This window comes from Turicimonas muris, from assembly GCF_002221595.1.
GTDB lineage: Bacteria > Pseudomonadota > Gammaproteobacteria > Burkholderiales > Burkholderiaceae_F > Turicimonas > Turicimonas muris.
The window spans coordinates 39,887-57,612 of the sequence record NZ_NHMP01000009.1 but is presented as its reverse complement, the minus strand read 5'-3'; the positions used below and the strand labels follow the sequence as shown (position 1 = coordinate 57,612).

The 17,726-nt window shown below is 46.2% G+C and carries 11 protein-coding genes and 3 rRNA genes; 13 read left to right on the top strand and 1 reads right to left on the bottom strand.

All coding sequences use genetic code 11. From position 1 onward, the window contains the following. The first annotated feature begins 78 nt into the window (after positions 1 to 78). The 13 genes from ADH67_RS11275 (at position 79) to tnpB (ending at position 15,637) form a co-directional block, all read left to right on the top strand. Entirely contained in the window at positions 79 to 1,854 is a 1,776-nt protein-coding gene (locus ADH67_RS11275) for a ribonucleoside-diphosphate reductase subunit alpha (RefSeq protein ID WP_066592185.1), read from the top strand. Positions 1,855 to 1,864: 10 nt separating this feature from the next. Continuing rightward, positions 1,865 to 2,854 (top strand): ribonucleotide-diphosphate reductase subunit beta, encoded by a 990-nt coding sequence (locus tag ADH67_RS11270; RefSeq protein ID WP_066592188.1) that lies wholly within the window; start codon positions 1,865 to 1,867, stop codon positions 2,852 to 2,854. A gap of 369 nt (positions 2,855 to 3,223) precedes the next feature. Continuing rightward, positions 3,224 to 4,765 (top strand): 16S ribosomal RNA (locus ADH67_RS11265). A gap of 254 nt (positions 4,766 to 5,019) precedes the next feature. Further along, positions 5,020 to 7,904, top strand: a 23S ribosomal RNA gene (locus tag ADH67_RS11260). Positions 7,905 to 8,026: 122 nt separating this feature from the next. Continuing rightward, a 5S ribosomal RNA gene (rrf, locus tag ADH67_RS11255) occupies positions 8,027 to 8,141 on the top strand. The 16S, 23S and 5S rRNA genes sit together here, the layout of an rRNA operon. A gap of 347 nt (positions 8,142 to 8,488) precedes the next feature. Continuing rightward, positions 8,489 to 8,668, top strand: coding sequence for a hypothetical protein (locus ADH67_RS11250; RefSeq protein WP_143597745.1), 180 nt, complete (start codon positions 8,489 to 8,491; stop codon positions 8,666 to 8,668). Between the two features lie 161 nt (positions 8,669 to 8,829). Beyond that, positions 8,830 to 10,047 carry a nitronate monooxygenase gene (locus ADH67_RS11245; RefSeq protein ID WP_066592192.1) on the top strand — a complete coding sequence of 406 codons (1,218 nt, stop codon included), beginning with the start codon at positions 8,830 to 8,832 and terminating at the stop codon, positions 10,045 to 10,047. Between the two features lie 643 nt (positions 10,048 to 10,690). Further along, the gene (ltrA, locus tag ADH67_RS11240; protein WP_066592194.1) at positions 10,691 to 11,602 is read left to right on the top strand and encodes a group II intron reverse transcriptase/maturase; all 912 of its coding nucleotides are present in this window, start codon (positions 10,691 to 10,693) and stop codon (positions 11,600 to 11,602) included. Between the two features lie 15 nt (positions 11,603 to 11,617). Further along, entirely contained in the window at positions 11,618 to 12,067 is a 450-nt protein-coding gene (locus tag ADH67_RS13545; RefSeq protein ID WP_089275758.1) for a group II intron maturase-specific domain-containing protein, read from the top strand. Between the two features lie 384 nt (positions 12,068 to 12,451). Continuing rightward, positions 12,452 to 13,762, top strand: coding sequence for a porin (locus ADH67_RS11230; protein ID WP_084081454.1), 1,311 nt, complete (start codon positions 12,452 to 12,454; stop codon positions 13,760 to 13,762). A gap of 81 nt (positions 13,763 to 13,843) precedes the next feature. Beyond that, on the top strand, positions 13,844 to 14,833 hold the full coding sequence (locus ADH67_RS13690) for a NapC/NirT family cytochrome c (protein WP_066592196.1): 990 nt from the start codon (positions 13,844 to 13,846) through the stop codon (positions 14,831 to 14,833). A 163-nt stretch (positions 14,834 to 14,996) separates the two neighbouring features. After that, complete coding sequence (locus ADH67_RS11220; RefSeq protein WP_066591529.1) at positions 14,997 to 15,287, top strand: hypothetical protein; 291 nt, start codon at positions 14,997 to 14,999, stop codon at positions 15,285 to 15,287. Next, a complete protein-coding gene (tnpB, locus tag ADH67_RS11215) occupies positions 15,284 to 15,637 on the top strand; it encodes an IS66 family insertion sequence element accessory protein TnpB (protein ID WP_066592202.1) in 354 nt (117 codons plus the stop codon). Before ADH67_RS11220 ends, tnpB begins: the two co-directional genes overlap by 4 nt. A gap of 39 nt (positions 15,638 to 15,676) precedes the next feature. Here tnpB and ADH67_RS11210 read toward each other — a convergent pair whose 3' ends face one another. Continuing rightward, positions 15,677 to 17,698, bottom strand: a complete 2,022-nt coding sequence (locus ADH67_RS11210) for an IS66 family transposase (RefSeq protein WP_066592205.1) — start codon at positions 17,696 to 17,698, stop codon at positions 15,677 to 15,679. Positions 17,699 to 17,726 lie beyond the last annotated feature (28 nt).

Below are 17,726 nucleotides of genomic sequence, written 5' to 3'. Positions count from 1 at the left end.
TTTTGTTCCGCCTAACTTAACTTAGGTAGAATCCCGAAATTCAAGAATTAATTTATAAGCTAAAAGGAACTGACATAAATGCCGCTGAATCTGGATCTCTCAAGAGATGAGCTGATAAAGGGAATATCCTATAAGAGACTTAAGGAAAGCTATATGCGTGACGAAGAGGTCAGCCCTCAGGAAAGATTCGCTTATGTTTCCGAGGCCTTCGCATCTAATCCTGCTCATGCCCAGAGAATCTACGATTACGCTTCTAAACATTGGCTTTCTTTTTCCACACCAATCCTGTCATTCGGCAGAAGTAAAAAAGGGCTTCCAATCAGCTGTTTTGAGGTTTACATGCCGGATACTGCAGAGGGTCTTGTAAACACGCTTTCTGAAGTTAACTGGCTCTCAATGCTCGGTGGCGGAGTGGGTATCCATATTGATATTAGAAGTGCCGACGATAAGTCGGTCGGTGTAATGCCTCATTTGAAAATTTATGACGCAGCATGTTTGGCTTACCGTCAGGGCAGAACACGCAGAGGTTCTTATGCAGCTTTCCTTTCTATGGATCATCCCGACATCGTTCAATTCTTAGAAATGAGAAAGCCGACGGGCGACCAAAATATCAGAACATTAAATCTGCACCATGGAGTCTGTATTTCCGACAAATTCATGCGCTTGATTGAAAAGAGTATGGAGGATCCGGATGCCGATGATTCTTGGGAATTAAAAGATCCTAACAGTCAAAGAGTAGTTGAAGTCGTGTCCGCAAGAGATTTATGGCAGCGACTTCTTGAATTGAGGATGCAAACCGGGGAACCGTACATCGTGTTTATCGATGCCGCAAACCGTGCGCTTCCGACTTGGCTTGCAGATAAAAACTTGAAGATTCATGGCTCTAATCTCTGTACGGAAATCTTTTTGCCGACTAATGAGAAGAGAACGGCTGTTTGCTGTTTGAGCTCTTTGAATATCGAGTATTACGACGAGTGGGCAAAAAATGAACAATTTATCCCTGATGTAATGGAATTTTTGGATAATGTTCTTCAATATTTCATTGATCATGCTCCCGATCACATTGAACGAGCCAGGTATTCGGCTCTTAGAGAAAGATCAATTGGCATCGGAGCTCTAGGTTTTCATGCTTACCTTCAGTCCAAAAAGATTCCTCTTGAATCTGTTTTGGCTAAAGTTATCAATAACAAAGTATTTAGCCATATTCATAATGAATGCGAGAAAGGAGACAAGATTCTCTGCGAACTCAGAGGGGCTTGTCCGGATGCAAAAGATGCAGGAATTGAAAGAAGATTTTCTCACTGGATGGCTGTTGCCCCGAATGCTAGCTCAAGTTTGATTATGCAGGCTACATCTCCTTCTATTGAACCGATGAGAGCCAACATTTATCGTCAGGACACTCTTTCAGGTGCTCACATTATTAAGAATAGAATGCTGGAAAGAGTCCTGGATGAATACGGTTTGAATACTGAAGAAGTATGGAGCAACATCATCAACCATGACGGCTCGGTTCAGCATCTTGAAGCACTTCCTCAGGAAATCCGGGACGTATTTAAAACTGCTCAAGAGATCGACCAAAGATGGTTGATTGACCTTGCGGCTGATCGTCAGAATTACATCGATCAAGGACAATCTTTAAATTTATTCTTTCCTGCTGACGTTTCCATTGCATATTTGCATGCCTGCCATTATTTGGCATGGAAAAACGGCTTGAAGAGTTTGTACTACTGCAGAAGCGACAAACTCCGTAAAGCAGATAAAGTCGGAGAAAAGATCGAACGCCGCCGTTTAGAAGAAGAAATTGACATGAAGACTCTTATGAATGATTCTTTCTGTTTAGCTTGTGAAGGATAAGAGATAAGAAATGACAACAAAAACAAGTACTCTCACAAATTCAAGAAATTTTTATAAGCCGTTTTCTTATCCTTGGGCTTATGACGCTTTCGTTGCCAGTGAACAAATGCACTGGCTCTGGACAGAAGTGCCAATGATTGAAGATGTAAAAGATTGGAAAAACGTTTTGACAGAGGATGAAAAGGACTTTCTGACAAAAGTTTTTCGCTTTTTTACCCAAGGTGATATCGACGTCAGCTCTGCCTACGTTAAAACTTACCTTCCATTCTTCCCATGCCCGGAAATCCGTATGATGCTTTCAAGCTTCGCTGCTAGAGAGGCCGTGCATATTGCCGCATATTCTCATTTGATCGAAACCATCGGCATGCCGGAGACGGTTTACAACGAATTCTTGGAATACGAAGCCATGGCAGACAAACATGACTTTTTCCACGGGCTCGCCGACAACGAAGATGAGAATATTGCGGTAAAAATGGCAGCTTTTTCGGCCTTTACTGAAGGTATGCAGCTCTTTTCCAGCTTTGTGATGCTGTTGAATTTCACACGAAACGGAACCATGAGGGGAATGGGGCAGATTATCGCTTGGTCAATTAATGACGAAACCCTTCATACTGAAAGCATGATCCGTCTCTTTAGAGAGTATCTCATTGAGGAACCCCATCTCTGGAATGATCGTTTAAAGCGCAGAATTTATGAAATCGCTGAAAAAATGGTCGAACTGGAAGACAGATTTATTGACTTGGCTTTTGACGTCAATGATATGTCTAAGCAGAACTTAACTCCTCAAGAAGTTAAGGGATACATCCGTTATATTGCTGATAGAAGGCTAACAGCCATGGGGATGAAAGCGATTTTTGCTCACCCGCATAATCCGCTTCCTTGGGTAGATGCCATGTTAGGTGTGACCCACACGAATTTCTTTGAAAACCGAGTTGTCGACTATGCTAAGGGTGCTTTGACAGGTTCCTGGGGAGATGTTTGGGGAGCTTCTAGAAAATAACCGAAAAGACCAATAAGAGAAGAGACTGCTAAAACGGCAGTCTTTTTTTTCACTTTTTTACATTCGTTGTAAAGGATTGAAAAAACGCACAATTTATCTATTTTAGTCCTTTTATCATAAAAAATTTTCATCAAGAGGTTTGACAAGCTCAAAAAAGGTATTTATAGTTCGCACCTCGTTGTTGATGACGAACACGAAATCAGCGACGCAAGTTCTTTAAAAATTTATCGACGAACCGATAAGAGCGGGCACTTAAGTTTAAGAGCGAAAGCAAAGAGATTAAATTTAAGAAGCTCGCTTTGTGAGGCAAACGGAGTAGGAAATGCTCCGTCAAAACCGAAACGAAGAGTAAGAGCGACAACAGAGATTAAACAAAAGAGTTTGATCCTGGCTCAGATTGAACGCTGGCGGAACGCTTTACACATGCAAGTCGAACGGTAACGAGGAGGAAAGCTTGCTTTCCTCTGTCGACGAGTGGCGAACGGGTGAGTAAGACATCGGAACGTATCCGCTCGTGGGGGACAACTTCCCGAAAGGGGAGCTAATACCGCATGAGATCCGAGGATGAAAGAGGGGGACCCGCGAGGGCCTCTCGCGAGCGGAGCGGCCGATGACTGATTAGCTAGTTGGTAAGGTAAAGGCTTACCAAGGCGACGATCAGTAGCTGGTCTGAGAGGACGACCAGCCACACTGGGACTGAGACACGGCCCAGACTCCTACGGGAGGCAGCAGTGGGGAATTTTGGACAATGGGCGCAAGCCTGATCCAGCTATTCCGCGTGTGGGAAGACGGCCTTCGGGTTGTAAACCACTTTTGTAGAGAACGAAAAGTCTATTGATAATACCGATAGACGATGACGGTACTCTAAGAATAAGCACCGGCTAACTACGTGCCAGCAGCCGCGGTAATACGTAGGGTGCGAGCGTTAATCGGAATTACTGGGCGTAAAGGGTGTGCAGGCGGTTTTGCAAGATGGATGTGAAAGCCCCGGGCTTAACCTGGGAAAGCCATACATGACTGCAAGACTAGAGTGCGTCAGAGGGGGGTGGAATTCCAAGTGTAGCAGTGAAATGCGTAGATATTTGGAAGAACACCGATGGCGAAGGCAGCCCCCTGGGACGCAACTGACGCTCATACACGAAAGCGTGGGGAGCAAACAGGATTAGATACCCTGGTAGTCCACGCCCTAAACGATGTCAACTAGTTGTTGGGAGGTAAAACTTTCAGTAACGCAGCTAACGCGAGAAGTTGACCGCCTGGGAAGTACGGTCGCAAGACTAAAACTCAAAGGAATTGACGGGGACCCGCACAAGCGGTGGATGATGTGGATTAATTCGATGCAACGCGAAAAACCTTACCTACCCTTGACATGGCAGACAACTCCTTGTAATGAGGAGAGCTCGCAAGAGGATCTGCACACAGGTGCTGCATGGCTGTCGTCAGCTCGTGTCGTGAGATGTTGGGTTAAGTCCCGCAACGAGCGCAACCCTTGTCACTAGTTGCTACGAAAGGGCACTCTAGTGAGACTGCCGGTGACAAACCGGAGGAAGGTGGGGATGACGTCAAGTCCTCATGGCCCTTATGGGTAGGGCTTCACACGTCATACAATGGTCGGAACAGAGGGCAGCGAAGCCGAGAGGCGGAGCAAATCCCAGAAAACCGATCGTAGTCCGGATTGCAGTCTGCAACTCGACTGCATGAAGTCGGAATCGCTAGTAATCGCGGATCAGCATGCCGCGGTGAATACGTTCCCGGGTCTTGTACACACCGCCCGTCAAACAATGGGAGTGGTGTTTACCAGAAGTCGTTAGCCTAACCGCAAGGAGGGCGGCGACCACGGTGAGCACCGTGACTAATGTTAAGTCGTAACAAGGTAGCCGTACCGGAAGGTGCGGCTGGATCACCTCCTTTCAAGAGTTTTTGCTTGAAGATTTGAGTGTCCGCTCTTATCGGCAGTCGATAGATTGAAGAAGATAGTTCTTTAAAAAATCGGAAATTTGAATCAATTGAAAACGTTTATGGAAACGTAAACGGGAAAAGATTGACGAGTCATAACAAAGCAAAACTTTGTGAGAAACTTGAAAGCGAAGACATAAACAGCGTAATGGGAACAGCGTTTAGCGGTTGCTTGTAACGCTGCCGGGCAATAGGCGGCAGGGTTATAGGATCAAGCGACTAAGTGCATGTGGTGGATGCCTTGGCGATCACAGGCGAAGAAAGACGTGGCAGCCTGCGAAAAGCTGCGGGGAGCTGGCAAACGAGCATAGATCCGCAGATATCTGAATGGGGGAACCCAGCCCGATAAGGGTTATCGCATGATGAATCCATAGTCATGCGAGGCGAACGAGGAGAACTGAAACATCTAAGTATCCTCAGGAAAAGAAATCAACCGAGATTCCGGCAGTAGCGGCGAGCGAACCCGGAGGAGCCTAGTTTTTGATAGTTTGGATAATAGAAGAATGAGATGGAAAGCTCAGCCAGAGAAGGTGATAGCCCTGTATTTAAAATTGTCCGAATGGTACTAAGGAAACGAGAAGTAAGGCGGGACACGAGGAATCCTGTCTGAAGAAGGGGGGACCATCCTCCAAGGCTAAATACTAGTGATCGACCGATAGTGAACCAGTACCGTGAGGGAAAGGCGAAAAGAACCCCGGGAGGGGAGTGAAATAGAACCTGAAACCGCATGCATACAAACAGTAGGAGCCTTTTTTTGAGGTGACTGCGTACCTTTTGCATAATGGGTCAGCGACTTACATTCTGTGGCGAGGTTAACCGAATAGGGAAGCCGAAGCGAAAGCGAGTTCGAATAGAGCGAAAAGTCGCAGGGTGTAGACCCGAAACCAGATGAGCTATCCATGGCCAGGTTGAAGGTGTGGTAACACACACTGGAGGACCGAACCGACTAGTGTTGCAAAATTAGCGGATGAGCTGTGGATAGGGGTGAAAGGCCAAACAAATCTGGAGATAGCTGGTTCTCCCCGAAAACTATTGAGGTAGTGCCTCGTGTGAAGGCTCCAGGGGGTAGAGCACTGTTTTGGCTAGGGGGACATGTAGTCTTACCAAACCAAGGCAAACTCCGAATACCTGGAAGCTATACACGGGAGACAGAGCACCGGGTGCTAACGTCCGGACTCAAAAGGGAAACAACCCAGACCGCCGGCTAAGGTCCCCAATAGCAGCTAAGTGGAAAACGAAGTGGAAAGGCCGTGACAACCAGGAAGTTGGCTTAGAAGCAGCCATCCTTCAAAGAAAGCGTAATAGCTCACTGGTCGAGTCTTTCTGCGCGGAAGATGTAACGGGGCTAAGCTGCTAACCGAAGCCGCGGATGCATGGAAAAATCCATGCGTGGTAGGGGAGCGTTCTGTAAGTCTGAGAAGGCGGATTGAGAAGTCTGCTGGAGATATCAGAAGTGCGAATGCTGACATGAGTAACGTTAAAGAGGGTGAAAAGCCCTCTCGCCGCAAGCCCAAGGTTTCCTGCTCTACGTTCATCGGAGCAGGGTGAGTCGGCCCCTAAGGTCAGGCCGAAAGGCGTAGCCGATGGGAACCGGGTTAATATTCCCGGACCGCTGTCAGATGCGAAGGGGTGACGGAGAGGCTAAGGTCATCCGAGTGTTGGACTACTCGGTACTTAGACGAGGACGGTTGGCAGGCAAATCCGCCAACGGATCGTCCGGATCGGAAGTGGTGCTCCCACGGGAGCGAAGTGATTGGAAACTCTTCCAGGAAAAACCTCTAAGCTACAGTCTGAGAGGACCGTACCGCAAACCGACACTGGTGGGCGAGCTGAATATGCTCAGGCGCTTGAGAGAACTCGGGAGAAGGAACTCGGCAAATTGACACCGTAACTTCGGAAGAAGGTGTGCCGCAGTAGCGTGAGAGGAGAGACACCTTGAGCGTGAGACGGTCTCAGAGAATAGGTGGCTGCGACTGTTTATTAAAAACACAGCACTCTGCAAAGTCGAAAGACGACGTATAGGGTGTGATGCCTGCCCGGTGCTGGAAGATTAATTGATGGGCTGAGAGGCCTTGATCGAAGTCCCAGTAAACGGCGGCCGTAACTATAACGGTCCTAAGGTAGCGAAATTCCTTGTCGGGTAAGTTCCGACCTGCACGAATGGCATAACGATGGCCACACTGTCTCCTCCCGAGACTCAGTGAAGTTGAAGTGTTTGTGATGATGCAATCTACCCGCGGCTAGACGGAAAGACCCCATGAACCTTTACTGCAGCTTTGCATTGAACTGTGAACCGATTTGTGTAGGATAGGTGGGAGACAGAGAAAGAGGAGCGCCAGCTCCTCTGGAGTCAACCTTGAAATACCACCCTGATTTGTTTGCGGTTCTAACCAAGACAGGACCACACTGTTTGGGACCGTGCATGGTAGGCAGTTTGACTGGGGCGGTCTCCTCCTAAAGGGTAACGGAGGAGTACGAAGGTACGCTAGGTACGGTCGGAAATCGTGCTGATAGTGCAATGGCAAAAGCGTGCTTGACTGCGAGAGCTACAACTCGAGCAGATGCGAAAGCAGGTCATAGTGATCCGGTGGCACTGAATGGAAGGGCCATCGCTCAACGGATAAAAGGTACTCTGGGGATAACAGGCTGATACCGCCCAAGAGTTCATATCGACGGCGGTGTTTGGCACCTCGATGTCGGCTCATCTCATCCTGGGGCTGAAGTCGGTCCCAAGGGTATGGCTGTTCGCCATTTAAAGAGGTACGTGAGCTGGGTTTAAAACGTCGTGAGACAGTTTGGTCCCTATCTGCCGTGGGCGTTGGAAGATTGACGGGGGCTGCTCCTAGTACGAGAGGACCGGAGTGGACGCACCTCTGGTGTACCGGTTGTCACGCCAGTGGCATAGCCGGGTAGCTAAGTGCGGAAGAGATAACCGCTGAAAGCATCTAAGCGGGAAACTTGCCTGAAGATGAGTCTTCCCGGAGGTAAAACCTCCCAAAAGAGTCGTTCGAGACCAGGACGTCGATAGGTCAGGTGTGTAAGTGCTGTAAGGCATTGAGCTAACTGATACTAATTGCTCGTGAGGCTTGATCCTATAACCGTGAAGCTTAAAGCCCGCGTTGGTTGTAGCAAGTAAAGTTAAACAAAGCAGAGCTTAAATGCTCGTCAAGATTGATAAGAATTTCCGAGCATCGAAAGATGCAGAACAAGTTAAAGCCCGGAGGCCATAGCAGGGTGGAACCACTCCTTCCCATCCCGAACAGGACAGTGAAACGCCTCCACGCCGATGATAGTGAGTTGTATTTCTTGCGAAAGTAGGTAGCCTCCGGGCTCAATTATTTAAAACAGACCCTCGAAGTCATTACGGCTCCGAGGGTTTTGTTTTTGCTGGAAATAAATTTTCGATAACAGCTTCAGAATTCAACAAGGCCCCTCAAGCTCACCGGCCCCTAAATATGCCTGCTTCTGAAAAAAAATTAATTTTTATATACAAAATATGCCAGAATAGGTATAAACACTACTATTTTTTATATCCTTTGAGGCTTAAGGCTTCTATTAGAGTTAAATCCAAAAAACATAAAAAATTCAGGTAGTTATATATTTTTTAATTAGCTAATAAATCTTTTTAAAGGTATAATCTCCGGGTCGAAACTACCGAGATTAAAAGTGTTTTCAAAATTGCAGAAAAAGACGATCAAGCACATGATGTTTTCCATCGGACTTATCGCACTTGGCTACATCACTGCTGTATGCGGCATTCATTATGATCCTGTTATGTGGTTAGGTTTAATTGTTATGTTGTCTGGTTGGTTTGTTTTAATTAGAACCGGACACGGTGCCTTGACAGGAAAAAGATAGATTTTCAGCACAACAATAAAAATAAGTAAAAAGGGTTTTCCCTAGCACAAAAATCTACAGAAAAACGAGTAAAATTTCCGGGATATCTCCTGATATTTTGCTCGTTTTTCTTTGCCTGCAACCTTTCAAAATAGCAAGTGTGTTAACTAAAGGTAATAACAATGACTTGCTTAAATGACTTTTCCTTATCTTTTAAAGGCAGAGACTTTCTTCCGCTAATGGTTGGCGGAATGGGAACGAATATTTCAACGGCTGAACTTGTTCTTGCTATTGAAAAACTGGGAGGAATTGCTCATCTTTCAGATGCCATGCTGCCCGATGTTGCCGACAAAGCTTTGGGAACACACTTTACAAAGGAAAGAACTGAAAGGCTGAAGTCTTTCATTCCCCAATGGGATAAATCTAACAATTATTTTGACTTGGACAGACTTGCTGATGCCACAAAATCTTATATCTGTGATGTGATGGACAGGGCAAAGGGTAAGGGCCTTGTTCTTGTCAACTGTATGGAAAAGCTGACGATGAACGACAGCCTTTCAACTTTAAAAGTTCGTTTAAATTCCGCCTTAGATGCCGGTATTGATGGAATTACTCTCTCAGCCGGTTTGCATTTGTCCAGCTTTAAATTAATGCAGGAGAATAAAAGATTCAATGATGCCTTGCTAGGAATCGTTGTTTCTTCCACTCGCGCCTTAAATTTATTCCTTAAGAAGACAGCGTCACTGGGAAGACTTCCCGATTACGTCATCGTGGAAGGACCATTGGCTGGAGGTCATTTAGGCTTTGGCGATGATTGGAAAAACTTCAGCTTGGAAAAGATTGTTCGGGAAGTAAAAGAGTTTGTTTCTAAAGACGGACTGCAGATTCCCGTTATCGCCGCGGGCGGTATCTACTCCGGAAAAGAAGCAACTAGGTTTGTTAAGGAAGTAGGCGCAGACGGTATTCAGGCTGCCACCCGGTTTACTATCGTTAAAGAGTCCGGTCTGCCTGATGAAGTTAAACAGGTCTATATCAATGCCGAAGATAAAGACGTTGAAGTCAATCATTTTTCTCCCACGGGATACCCTATGAGAATGCTGAAGTCTTCGCCGGCTCTTTCGAGTGACATCCGTCCCAATTGTGAATCCTACGGCTATCTGCTCAATCACGGGACCTGTTCTTATTTAAAAGAATGGCAGGAAAGACATCAGGAATCCACAGAGGCTCTCCAAACTAAATGTTGTCTTTGCACCCAGATGAGAAATTATAAAGTTTGGACCTGCGGCACAACTGTCTCAAAACTCAAAGAGACTACAAAGAAAGGGGTGGACGGAAAATGGATCCTTCCAACTGCCGAGGAAGTGTGGAACGACTACAAATATGAGTCATTTCCAGGTTAACGAATAACAAAACAATCAGAGAGAGCATTTTTACTTCAGCTGGCGAAAGAACGGAAAATAAAATCCTTCTTTCGCCTTTTTTCTCAATTTGAAATTTTCTTTTGAGTATCAAAAACAACAAAGAATGTTGTTTTTTTCATGGTGCGCCCAGCAGGGCGCCTTTCTATAGGGTGCAAATCCCGAACCTGCCCGATGAGGGGAAAGGTTAGCGACTCGGCAAGGGTTCAACGGCGACGTTAAGCTTGAAGGAAGCTGATAGCAAAATGCATGTTCAACGAACAGGAAGCGGATAGGAGGCGGTCTAGGCGGGTTTGGGGGCCATACTACCCAACGCCCAATACTCATACAGGACCCTAGGACGTATATCCGATGGACAGGCAGGAAAGAACGGCGTCATACCTGGGGAGATCTGATTTAATGCCACTGGCTACAGGGCTCGAGAGGGAACTGGATGTTAAATCAGAAGTCAGCCGAGGTCATAGTAGAGGCAACTCGAAGGACCGAACATTAACGATGTAAGTAGAGGTGATTACTCTCATGACTATTGCAGGAGCTCAGACTAACGCTCTCAGAGCGTCTGTTACAACACAAGGCGGCCAGAACTGCGCGGTGCGGTAGACAGCCGAAGCAAGAGGAGCTAGTCATGGCGAAATCACAATGGACGAAAGCAGAACCTAAAGGACTTCCGCTAATCGAGATTGTATGTTTAGTTCTCGAGGAAGCGGCCCAGAAGGTGATAAGAAATAAAGGTGCGGCCGGCGTAGACGGCATCACTTTTGAGGACTTATCACAATTTCTGGAGAAACATGGGGAGAAAATCAAGCAGAAACTGAGAAACGGCACCTACATACCGGCGCCCGTCAAACGGGTGGACATTCCCAAACCTAACGGCGGAACAAGAATGTTGGGAATACCAACATTGCTTGACCGCACAATCCAACAGGCCATAGTGATGACCATAGGAGGCGACTTTGAGGAACAATTCTCAAATAAAAGCTACGGGTTTAGGGAAGGAAGAAACTGCCAGCAGGAAGTGCTGGAAGCTCAAGAATATGTGGAATCAGGCAAATGTTGGGTTGTAGAAATGGATCTGTCCAAATTCTTTGACAGAGTCAACCACGACATTCTGATGGATAGAGTCAATCGAGTGATAACAGATAAGCCACTTCTGAAGCTAATAAGAAGATACCTCAACGCAGGCATCATGGAGGACGGGCTTGTAAGCCCTCGGACACAAGGGGTGCCGCAAGGTTCACCCCTCAGTCTATTGCTTTCAAATGTTATGCTCACGGAACTCGATTGGGAAATCGAATCCAGAGGACTGAGTCACGTCAGGTATGCTGATGACTGCAACATATACGTTAAGTCTGAGAAAGCAGCGCAACGAGTGTTAAACAGCATCACACAATACGTGGAAGGAGAGCTCAAGTTACGAGTCAATCGTGACAAGAGCGGAACCTTTCGTCCCAAGGACTCAACATTTCTCGGCTACACGTTCTCCAAAGCAGACAGTAAACGTATTGTCGTGGCGGAAAAGTCGGTGAAGAGACTATGAACGAAACTTCACAAGATGTTTAACTCAGCACGAGGAACTTCCTTAAAGACGACGATAGAAAGAATAACTCCCGTCCTCAGGGGTTGGAGGAACTACTATCGCCTTGACACCAGGAAAAAGTACTGGAGCGAAATGGACGAAAGAATTCGCCATCATCTCCGTAAACTTATCTGGATTGCATGGAAGAGACCCAAAACGAGGGAACGGAACCTGATCAAATTGGGGCTGGATCCCGAGACTGCCTGGAAAAGTTCGGTAAATGGCAGAGGTGCATGGTGGAACTCGGGGCAGGCTCATATGAACCTGGCCATCAAGAACCGCCGTTTCGCCAGATTAGGGTTGTTTTATGACGATTTGTTAATGAAGCGCCCACTACGGAACCGTACGGTGGGTGCTGTGAGAGGGGGAAGGGGTAACCCAACCCTCTACTCGATAATATGTAGTTTTTTTGAATCACATTTTTAAAACTTGTTGCTTTTTTGCAAATAAAGCTAATTCTTTTCTCTTTCCAAGAACCCATCTTGGGTTTTGTAAGGTTATTTAATTTGAACTTATTCTTTTATAACCATTGTATATAAGAATGCATAATAATTTTTAAATATTATTTAAAATTAAATAGTTATATAGAAATCTTAAAGATTTTATATCCCTTAAAAAAGCTGTATATTTTAAACAATTTATTCAAAATTCAGGTAAAAACCCTCAATTAATCTAGTTAAGACTTGTCTCTGTTTGGGATCTACTTTGTGGGTAAAGGTTTTCCCGAATATAAACTGACCTCAGTTGTTTAGAAATATTTCTAAATATTTCGAACGTTTAGTTAAATCTAATTTCCATTGGAGAGAGATCATGACGGGATATAAACTTTTGGTGACTGCGATCGCACTTTCATTAACTCCGGCCTTCGCAGCCAATAGTGCCGACAGCACCAGCAGTGCTTCGCAACCTTCCGCTTCTGCGTCCTCTGCTTCTGCCACACCAAGCGTACAGTATCGTTCTGGTCCGACAAAGAGAGGTCGCGGTGTTGCATTTGCTTCAACAAGTTCTACAGAAACAAGCAATACCAGCCACGCTAGTTCTGCTATCGCACAGATTCCTATGGACGCTACAAGCAGCTCTATCACCTTGTTCGGTGAATTAGACGGCGGCGTCACAATTGAAAAATTAAGAGGCAAAGACACAACAGTCAAGATGTCCAGCGGCAACTGGTACTGGACAAGCTGGGGTATTAAGGGTGTTGAAGATCTGGGCGGCGGAAATGCGGCCATCTTCACATTGCAGCAAGCCTTCAAGCTTGACAATGGTGAAGGAGTTGGAGGCGGTGCCTTCAATAACCAAGCATTCTTAGGGTTGCAAGGCGGCTGGGGCAGATTGACATTCGGTCACCAAGCCGGCTTGTCTTCCGGCGACGGTGATTACAGTATGCTCGGAGGCAGCGCCCTTGGTACAGGTTTTACCGCCATCGGTAACTTAGCCGGCGTGTTCCTGACAACCGGGTGGTTAGACAATTCCATCGCCTACCGTACACAAAAATACAATGGGTTGCAGTTCACAGCCATGTACTCCAATGGTATAGACGGTGACGATAAAGAATGGTCTAAGAACAGCCACTACTACGGCTTAGGTTTGACATATGACGTCGGAGCATTCAATTCCAACTTCATGTTTGAATTAGAAGACCATAAGGGAACCAAATTGGCAGACGGCTCTCCGGCTAAGCTGGACAAAACTCAGTATTACACCGCCGGTGCTTCTTATGACTTCGGTGCATTTACTCTGTACGGTGCCTATCAGTTTGTAAATCATGGCACAAGAATGCCTAACTACAATATGATTCACCTCGTTGATGCGTCCAGTACGGCAACAAAGCCCGCAACAGAAATTCCGACAAAAGGTGTTCGTCAAAACGCTGCTTCCGTTTCTGTCGCTACTCCGGTTGCCGGCGGTACTTTAATGCTTCAGCTTAATGGAGTGAAAGGTAAGATTCTCAACGACAGCGATAAGTACCAAGCTTGGTCCATTGGTTCAGGTTACACCTACCCGCTCTCCAAGAGAACTCTTCTCTACGGTAGTGTTAACTACGGTCAAGGCGGTAAAGCTCTCAAGCACAGCAACTTGGACGGCTTTACAACAGTGTTTGGAATGGCAACAACATTCTAAGTCGCTTGCCTGATTTAATTTAAGCTCTATTAATAATCTTCTAAGAGGCTCCAGCCAGTGGGCCTCTAGAGGAGGAATAAAATGGCAGAAAGATCAAAATGGTTTATGTTCTGGGTAGTTTGCGGCAGCTTCCTAGCAGGTATTCTTGCCGTTTGTGGCCTGGTAAGCGGTGTTAATTGGGCCGGCTCTGACAAATTCTGTGGAACATTCTGCCACACTATGAATGGCGTGGCGTATGCATGGAAACAGGGCGCACACGGCCGAAATCCCTCCGGTGTTACTGCTGGGTGTTCCGATTGTCACTTGTACAATGCTTCAGAACCTGTTCTTGGTCCATTAGGCTATATAAGTCTTTTAGGCCATAAGGTGGTTGCAGCTTCTCATAGCGGATTCGGTCAGGTAATTGGCCGTTTCGATACTCCGATGACATGGCTTCAACAGCGACCGGAAGTTGAACAACAAGAAATCGGCTGGTTTAAAGGCAACAATTTCCATACTTGCCGCGGTTGTCATGATTTATCTTTGATGTATGACAAGATGAATCCGTCTATCGGGGCATGGCATGCTCTTTATAAAGATCAGACATTAGATTGTCTGTCTTGCCATAAAGACGTTGGCCATGATTACAAGCAGGTTGATGAATACATTAAGACAAATAATGCATATCCTCCGCTTGACGAAGCTTGGGTATTCCCGATTTCTGCTTCCACAAGCGCAAGTCCGATGCCTCCGCAGAATTTAACTCCTGAACAGCTCAAAAAAGACGCCCAGCCTTGGACTCCTAACAGTACAAGTGCTGCCAGCAACAATCAGCAGCCGAATGTAAATCAGTCTCAAGACGTTCAGAAGATTGCTAAGGAACTTTACGAAAAGACTAAAGAAGGCTTTAACGCTCAAGCACCAGCTCCTGTACCGGCAGCAACCAGCTCGGCATCTACGGCACCTAAGACACAAACAGCTACTCCGGCTCCTGCTCCAGCCTCTAAACCGTCTGCAGCTCTGGTTCCTGCTTCTAAACCAGCTCCAGCTGCAACATCTGCAGCAAGTCAGCAGCCCACAGCTAAAAAGTAGTTAAATCAATTACAGCAACTAAATACCTCCTGATGTTTTCCTCTCAGGAGGTTTCCTTTTGCTTCGGAGAAAGGAGGTCAACAGTAAGGTTCCCATGACTGTGATGAATATTTTCTAGCGAAGGTGAAAAATTGGCTTATTGAACAACCGAGAGGAGTTTTACATGAGCCAAGCCGACTACGTTCTTTCCTTTCCATCCGTTACAGTGGAAGCCAATCCGAGCCCAACAGTTGTCCCCGACGAACTTGAGGCAGCCGAGCAAGATATGCAAGAAGACGAGGTTGAGATATTTGAAATCGAGCCGGCCGCAGTAGAAAAGCCGGCAGAATTAGGACCAGCCTCGAAGCAAATTACCGTTTCTGTAAGATCGGAGGTTACTGTGAGCTATGAAACGGCGGATCCTAGCCTTGAAGCCAGAGGTTTGATAAAGATGCTTCTCGGAGTGCAGTCATGAGTTTTCTGAACTTTAAAGGCTGCAAGATTACGGTCGTCACCACTGCCACTGATCTACGAGCCGGTTACTTTAGACTGGAAGCCTTTGCTAGAAGCACTCTTAATATAGACATCTGCTCGGGCAATCATTGTGTTGTGTTTTTATCTCGTACACGGGCGCTGGCCAAGATTATCGCAGCTGACCAGTCGGGAATGACTTTGATAACCAGACGGCTGCATCATGGGAGCTTCCAACAGCTAATGAGTCTTCTTGACAGCCCGGCTAAAAGAAGCCTAACAGCTGAACAGCTCGTATCCTTTTTAAATGGAAAACGCATTGAAGGAGCCCGCAAAAACTACTTTAAGGAGTAAGGTTCCCATGGCTCGATAAGAGCCGTGGATTTTCCGGCATTAGCTCTCTGCTTGCAATTGTTTGTAGGTAGACGGAAGCCATGGCTTGAGGTCGTAATCTTCCAGTCCGTGCTTGAAGTCCAAGGAACCTATCTTCTTGGTTTTATCGTGTCCGTCTTTTAACGCTTCTGTCCAAGCCTTATCGAGGACGTGACCATAGACGCTCCGACAGTACTTTTTCAAATATTCCACTGGGGCTATGCCGTTGAGTTCGAGCGTCTTAAAGATAGAGTAGATGTCGCACATATCCACCGAATACTCAACCGATTGTTTATACCAAATGTTTTTCCTCAGAACTGTCACCGGCCTCAAGCGGCTTTCTACCAGATTAGAGTCAGCCGGTACTTTGAAGTCATCGATAAATACCTTAAATTCATTGCGCAAATTCATATAGTAAGCGCATGCCGCTGAGTACAACCCGCCTCCGACTCCTTTCTTATATAAACCAGATTGAGTTTTTATACAGATTTTGTCGGCTTGGCAGGACATTATTTTATCTACCGCCGTTAATAAAGAGTCCTGGCGCCTGCGGTATTCCTCCTGCTTCCTCTGCGAGACTTCCTTCGATATTGCCTCTTGCAGGTTATACAGCTTTGATAGTGCCTCAACACAGATAAGCACGCAGCTGCCCGGCTCAGCCTGTTGGACTCTTATCTTCATCTGCTTGAGCTTTTCTTTTTCACCGAGCGCTGATTGATGAAGTTCTTTTAAAAGACTGCTGCTTAACAGAGCACTGAGAAGTTTGCGCCGGTAGTGAATTAAACAGCTTTGATGCTTTCTTTCCCCGCCTAGTGCCTGAAGAACTGTTTCATAGGCGCTATAGCCATCGGTTACTAAAGTATTGAACTGGAAGTCTGATGTGATTTGTGAGCTAATTGCTTGAGCGCTTCGGCTTGGTAAATATTTAAGGATAAATATTTGTTCAGGCGCTGAAGCTGCTGTTGTCAGAGCCAGAAGATAATTCTGTTTGCGCAGCTTAGTCTCATCCATGCACTCCTTGGCACACTTTCCTCTTCCCTGAGCTTCAAGCACCGGAAATACAGTTTCATCTGCGATTAGTACATCGGCTTTCTTTAAAGAGGATTCATAAAGCAGAGCAAGAGGATGCAGGTAAAAGCGGGCTAAATCATGCAAGTTGTACGAGACGGTGTCATGGCCCAAGCAAAGCTTTTGCTGCAGCTCCTTAATCTGTCTGTGCAGCGGTATTCCGCTGTAAAGGCCCATAGCTAGCTCAACCAGCATCGATGTACCGACTGTGCGTGCGCAGTTAACCGGATGCTCTGCATCGACCGGGAGCCTGACATGTGCTTGTCCGCATTTGGGACATACATAAACATCTTGCCGCTGAGAGAGCGCCTCAAGATTATCCAGTTTCGGCAGTGTCTTTCTTCTTATTGTTTCTACAAAGCTAGAGAGCTTTATCATCTCTTCCGTGCAGCCTTTACAGTGAGGAACTTTGTCGGAAGCAGGAACAACGGTGCGCTCTCTTACCTTTGGATTTACCTTTTGGCGCCCAAGGCTCGGTTTCTTTTCTAAAGCGGCAATCGAAGCAGCAGGCTCATTGACGATGCTTTTAAATTCTCCGGCTAACGGAGTGTTCTCCGGCAACGATTTAACGACTTGATCAACGATGCGTGTGGCCTCTATCAGTTCTTTGCTGCCGTTAACCCACGAACCTTTGTTTTCTTTGAGTTCTTTATCAACCTCAGCCCTGCCAATTTTTTCCGATCCTTTTCCCAGTAAAGCTTGAAATTGACTCGAACTATTTTCAGCCAAGACTCTGAGCGATTCAAGCATATGGCTGATCTGCTGTTCAATGGCTAGCCCCATCCATTTATCTTCGGCAATCAGATATTTGTCGGCTAATAAGGCCACTTCTTTACAGTTGTGAAATGCGTTGATGACAATTGTGGAAAGCCCGCGAAATCGTGCCTGTATTTCTTCTTTTTCTTTTTCCGTTTTAAGCACAAGCTCAATGAGTTCTTCTTGTGACAAATTTTTGAGCTGCTTCTTGTTGAACACTTTGCTCTCCGGTTGGGAATGCCGAACA

Bases quoted from the DNA above. Each gene is read 5' to 3' on its own strand.
- ADH67_RS11275 (WP_066592185.1), top strand. From the start codon at position 79: ATGCCGCTGAATCTGGATCTCTCAAGAGATGAGCTGATAAAGGGAATA.
- ADH67_RS11270 (WP_066592188.1), top strand. From the start codon at position 1,865: ATGACAACAAAAACAAGTACTCTCACAAATTCAAGAAATTTTTATAAG.
- ADH67_RS11245 (WP_066592192.1), top strand. From the start codon at position 8,830: ATGACTTGCTTAAATGACTTTTCCTTATCTTTTAAAGGCAGAGACTTT.
- ltrA (WP_066592194.1), top strand. From the start codon at position 10,691: ATGGCGAAATCACAATGGACGAAAGCAGAACCTAAAGGACTTCCGCTA.
- ADH67_RS13545 (WP_089275758.1), top strand. From the start codon at position 11,618: ATGTTTAACTCAGCACGAGGAACTTCCTTAAAGACGACGATAGAAAGA.
- ADH67_RS11230 (WP_084081454.1), top strand. From the start codon at position 12,452: ATGACGGGATATAAACTTTTGGTGACTGCGATCGCACTTTCATTAACT.
- ADH67_RS13690 (WP_066592196.1), top strand. From the start codon at position 13,844: ATGGCAGAAAGATCAAAATGGTTTATGTTCTGGGTAGTTTGCGGCAGC.
- ADH67_RS11220 (WP_066591529.1), top strand. From the start codon at position 14,997: ATGAGCCAAGCCGACTACGTTCTTTCCTTTCCATCCGTTACAGTGGAA.
- tnpB (WP_066592202.1), top strand. From the start codon at position 15,284: ATGAGTTTTCTGAACTTTAAAGGCTGCAAGATTACGGTCGTCACCACT.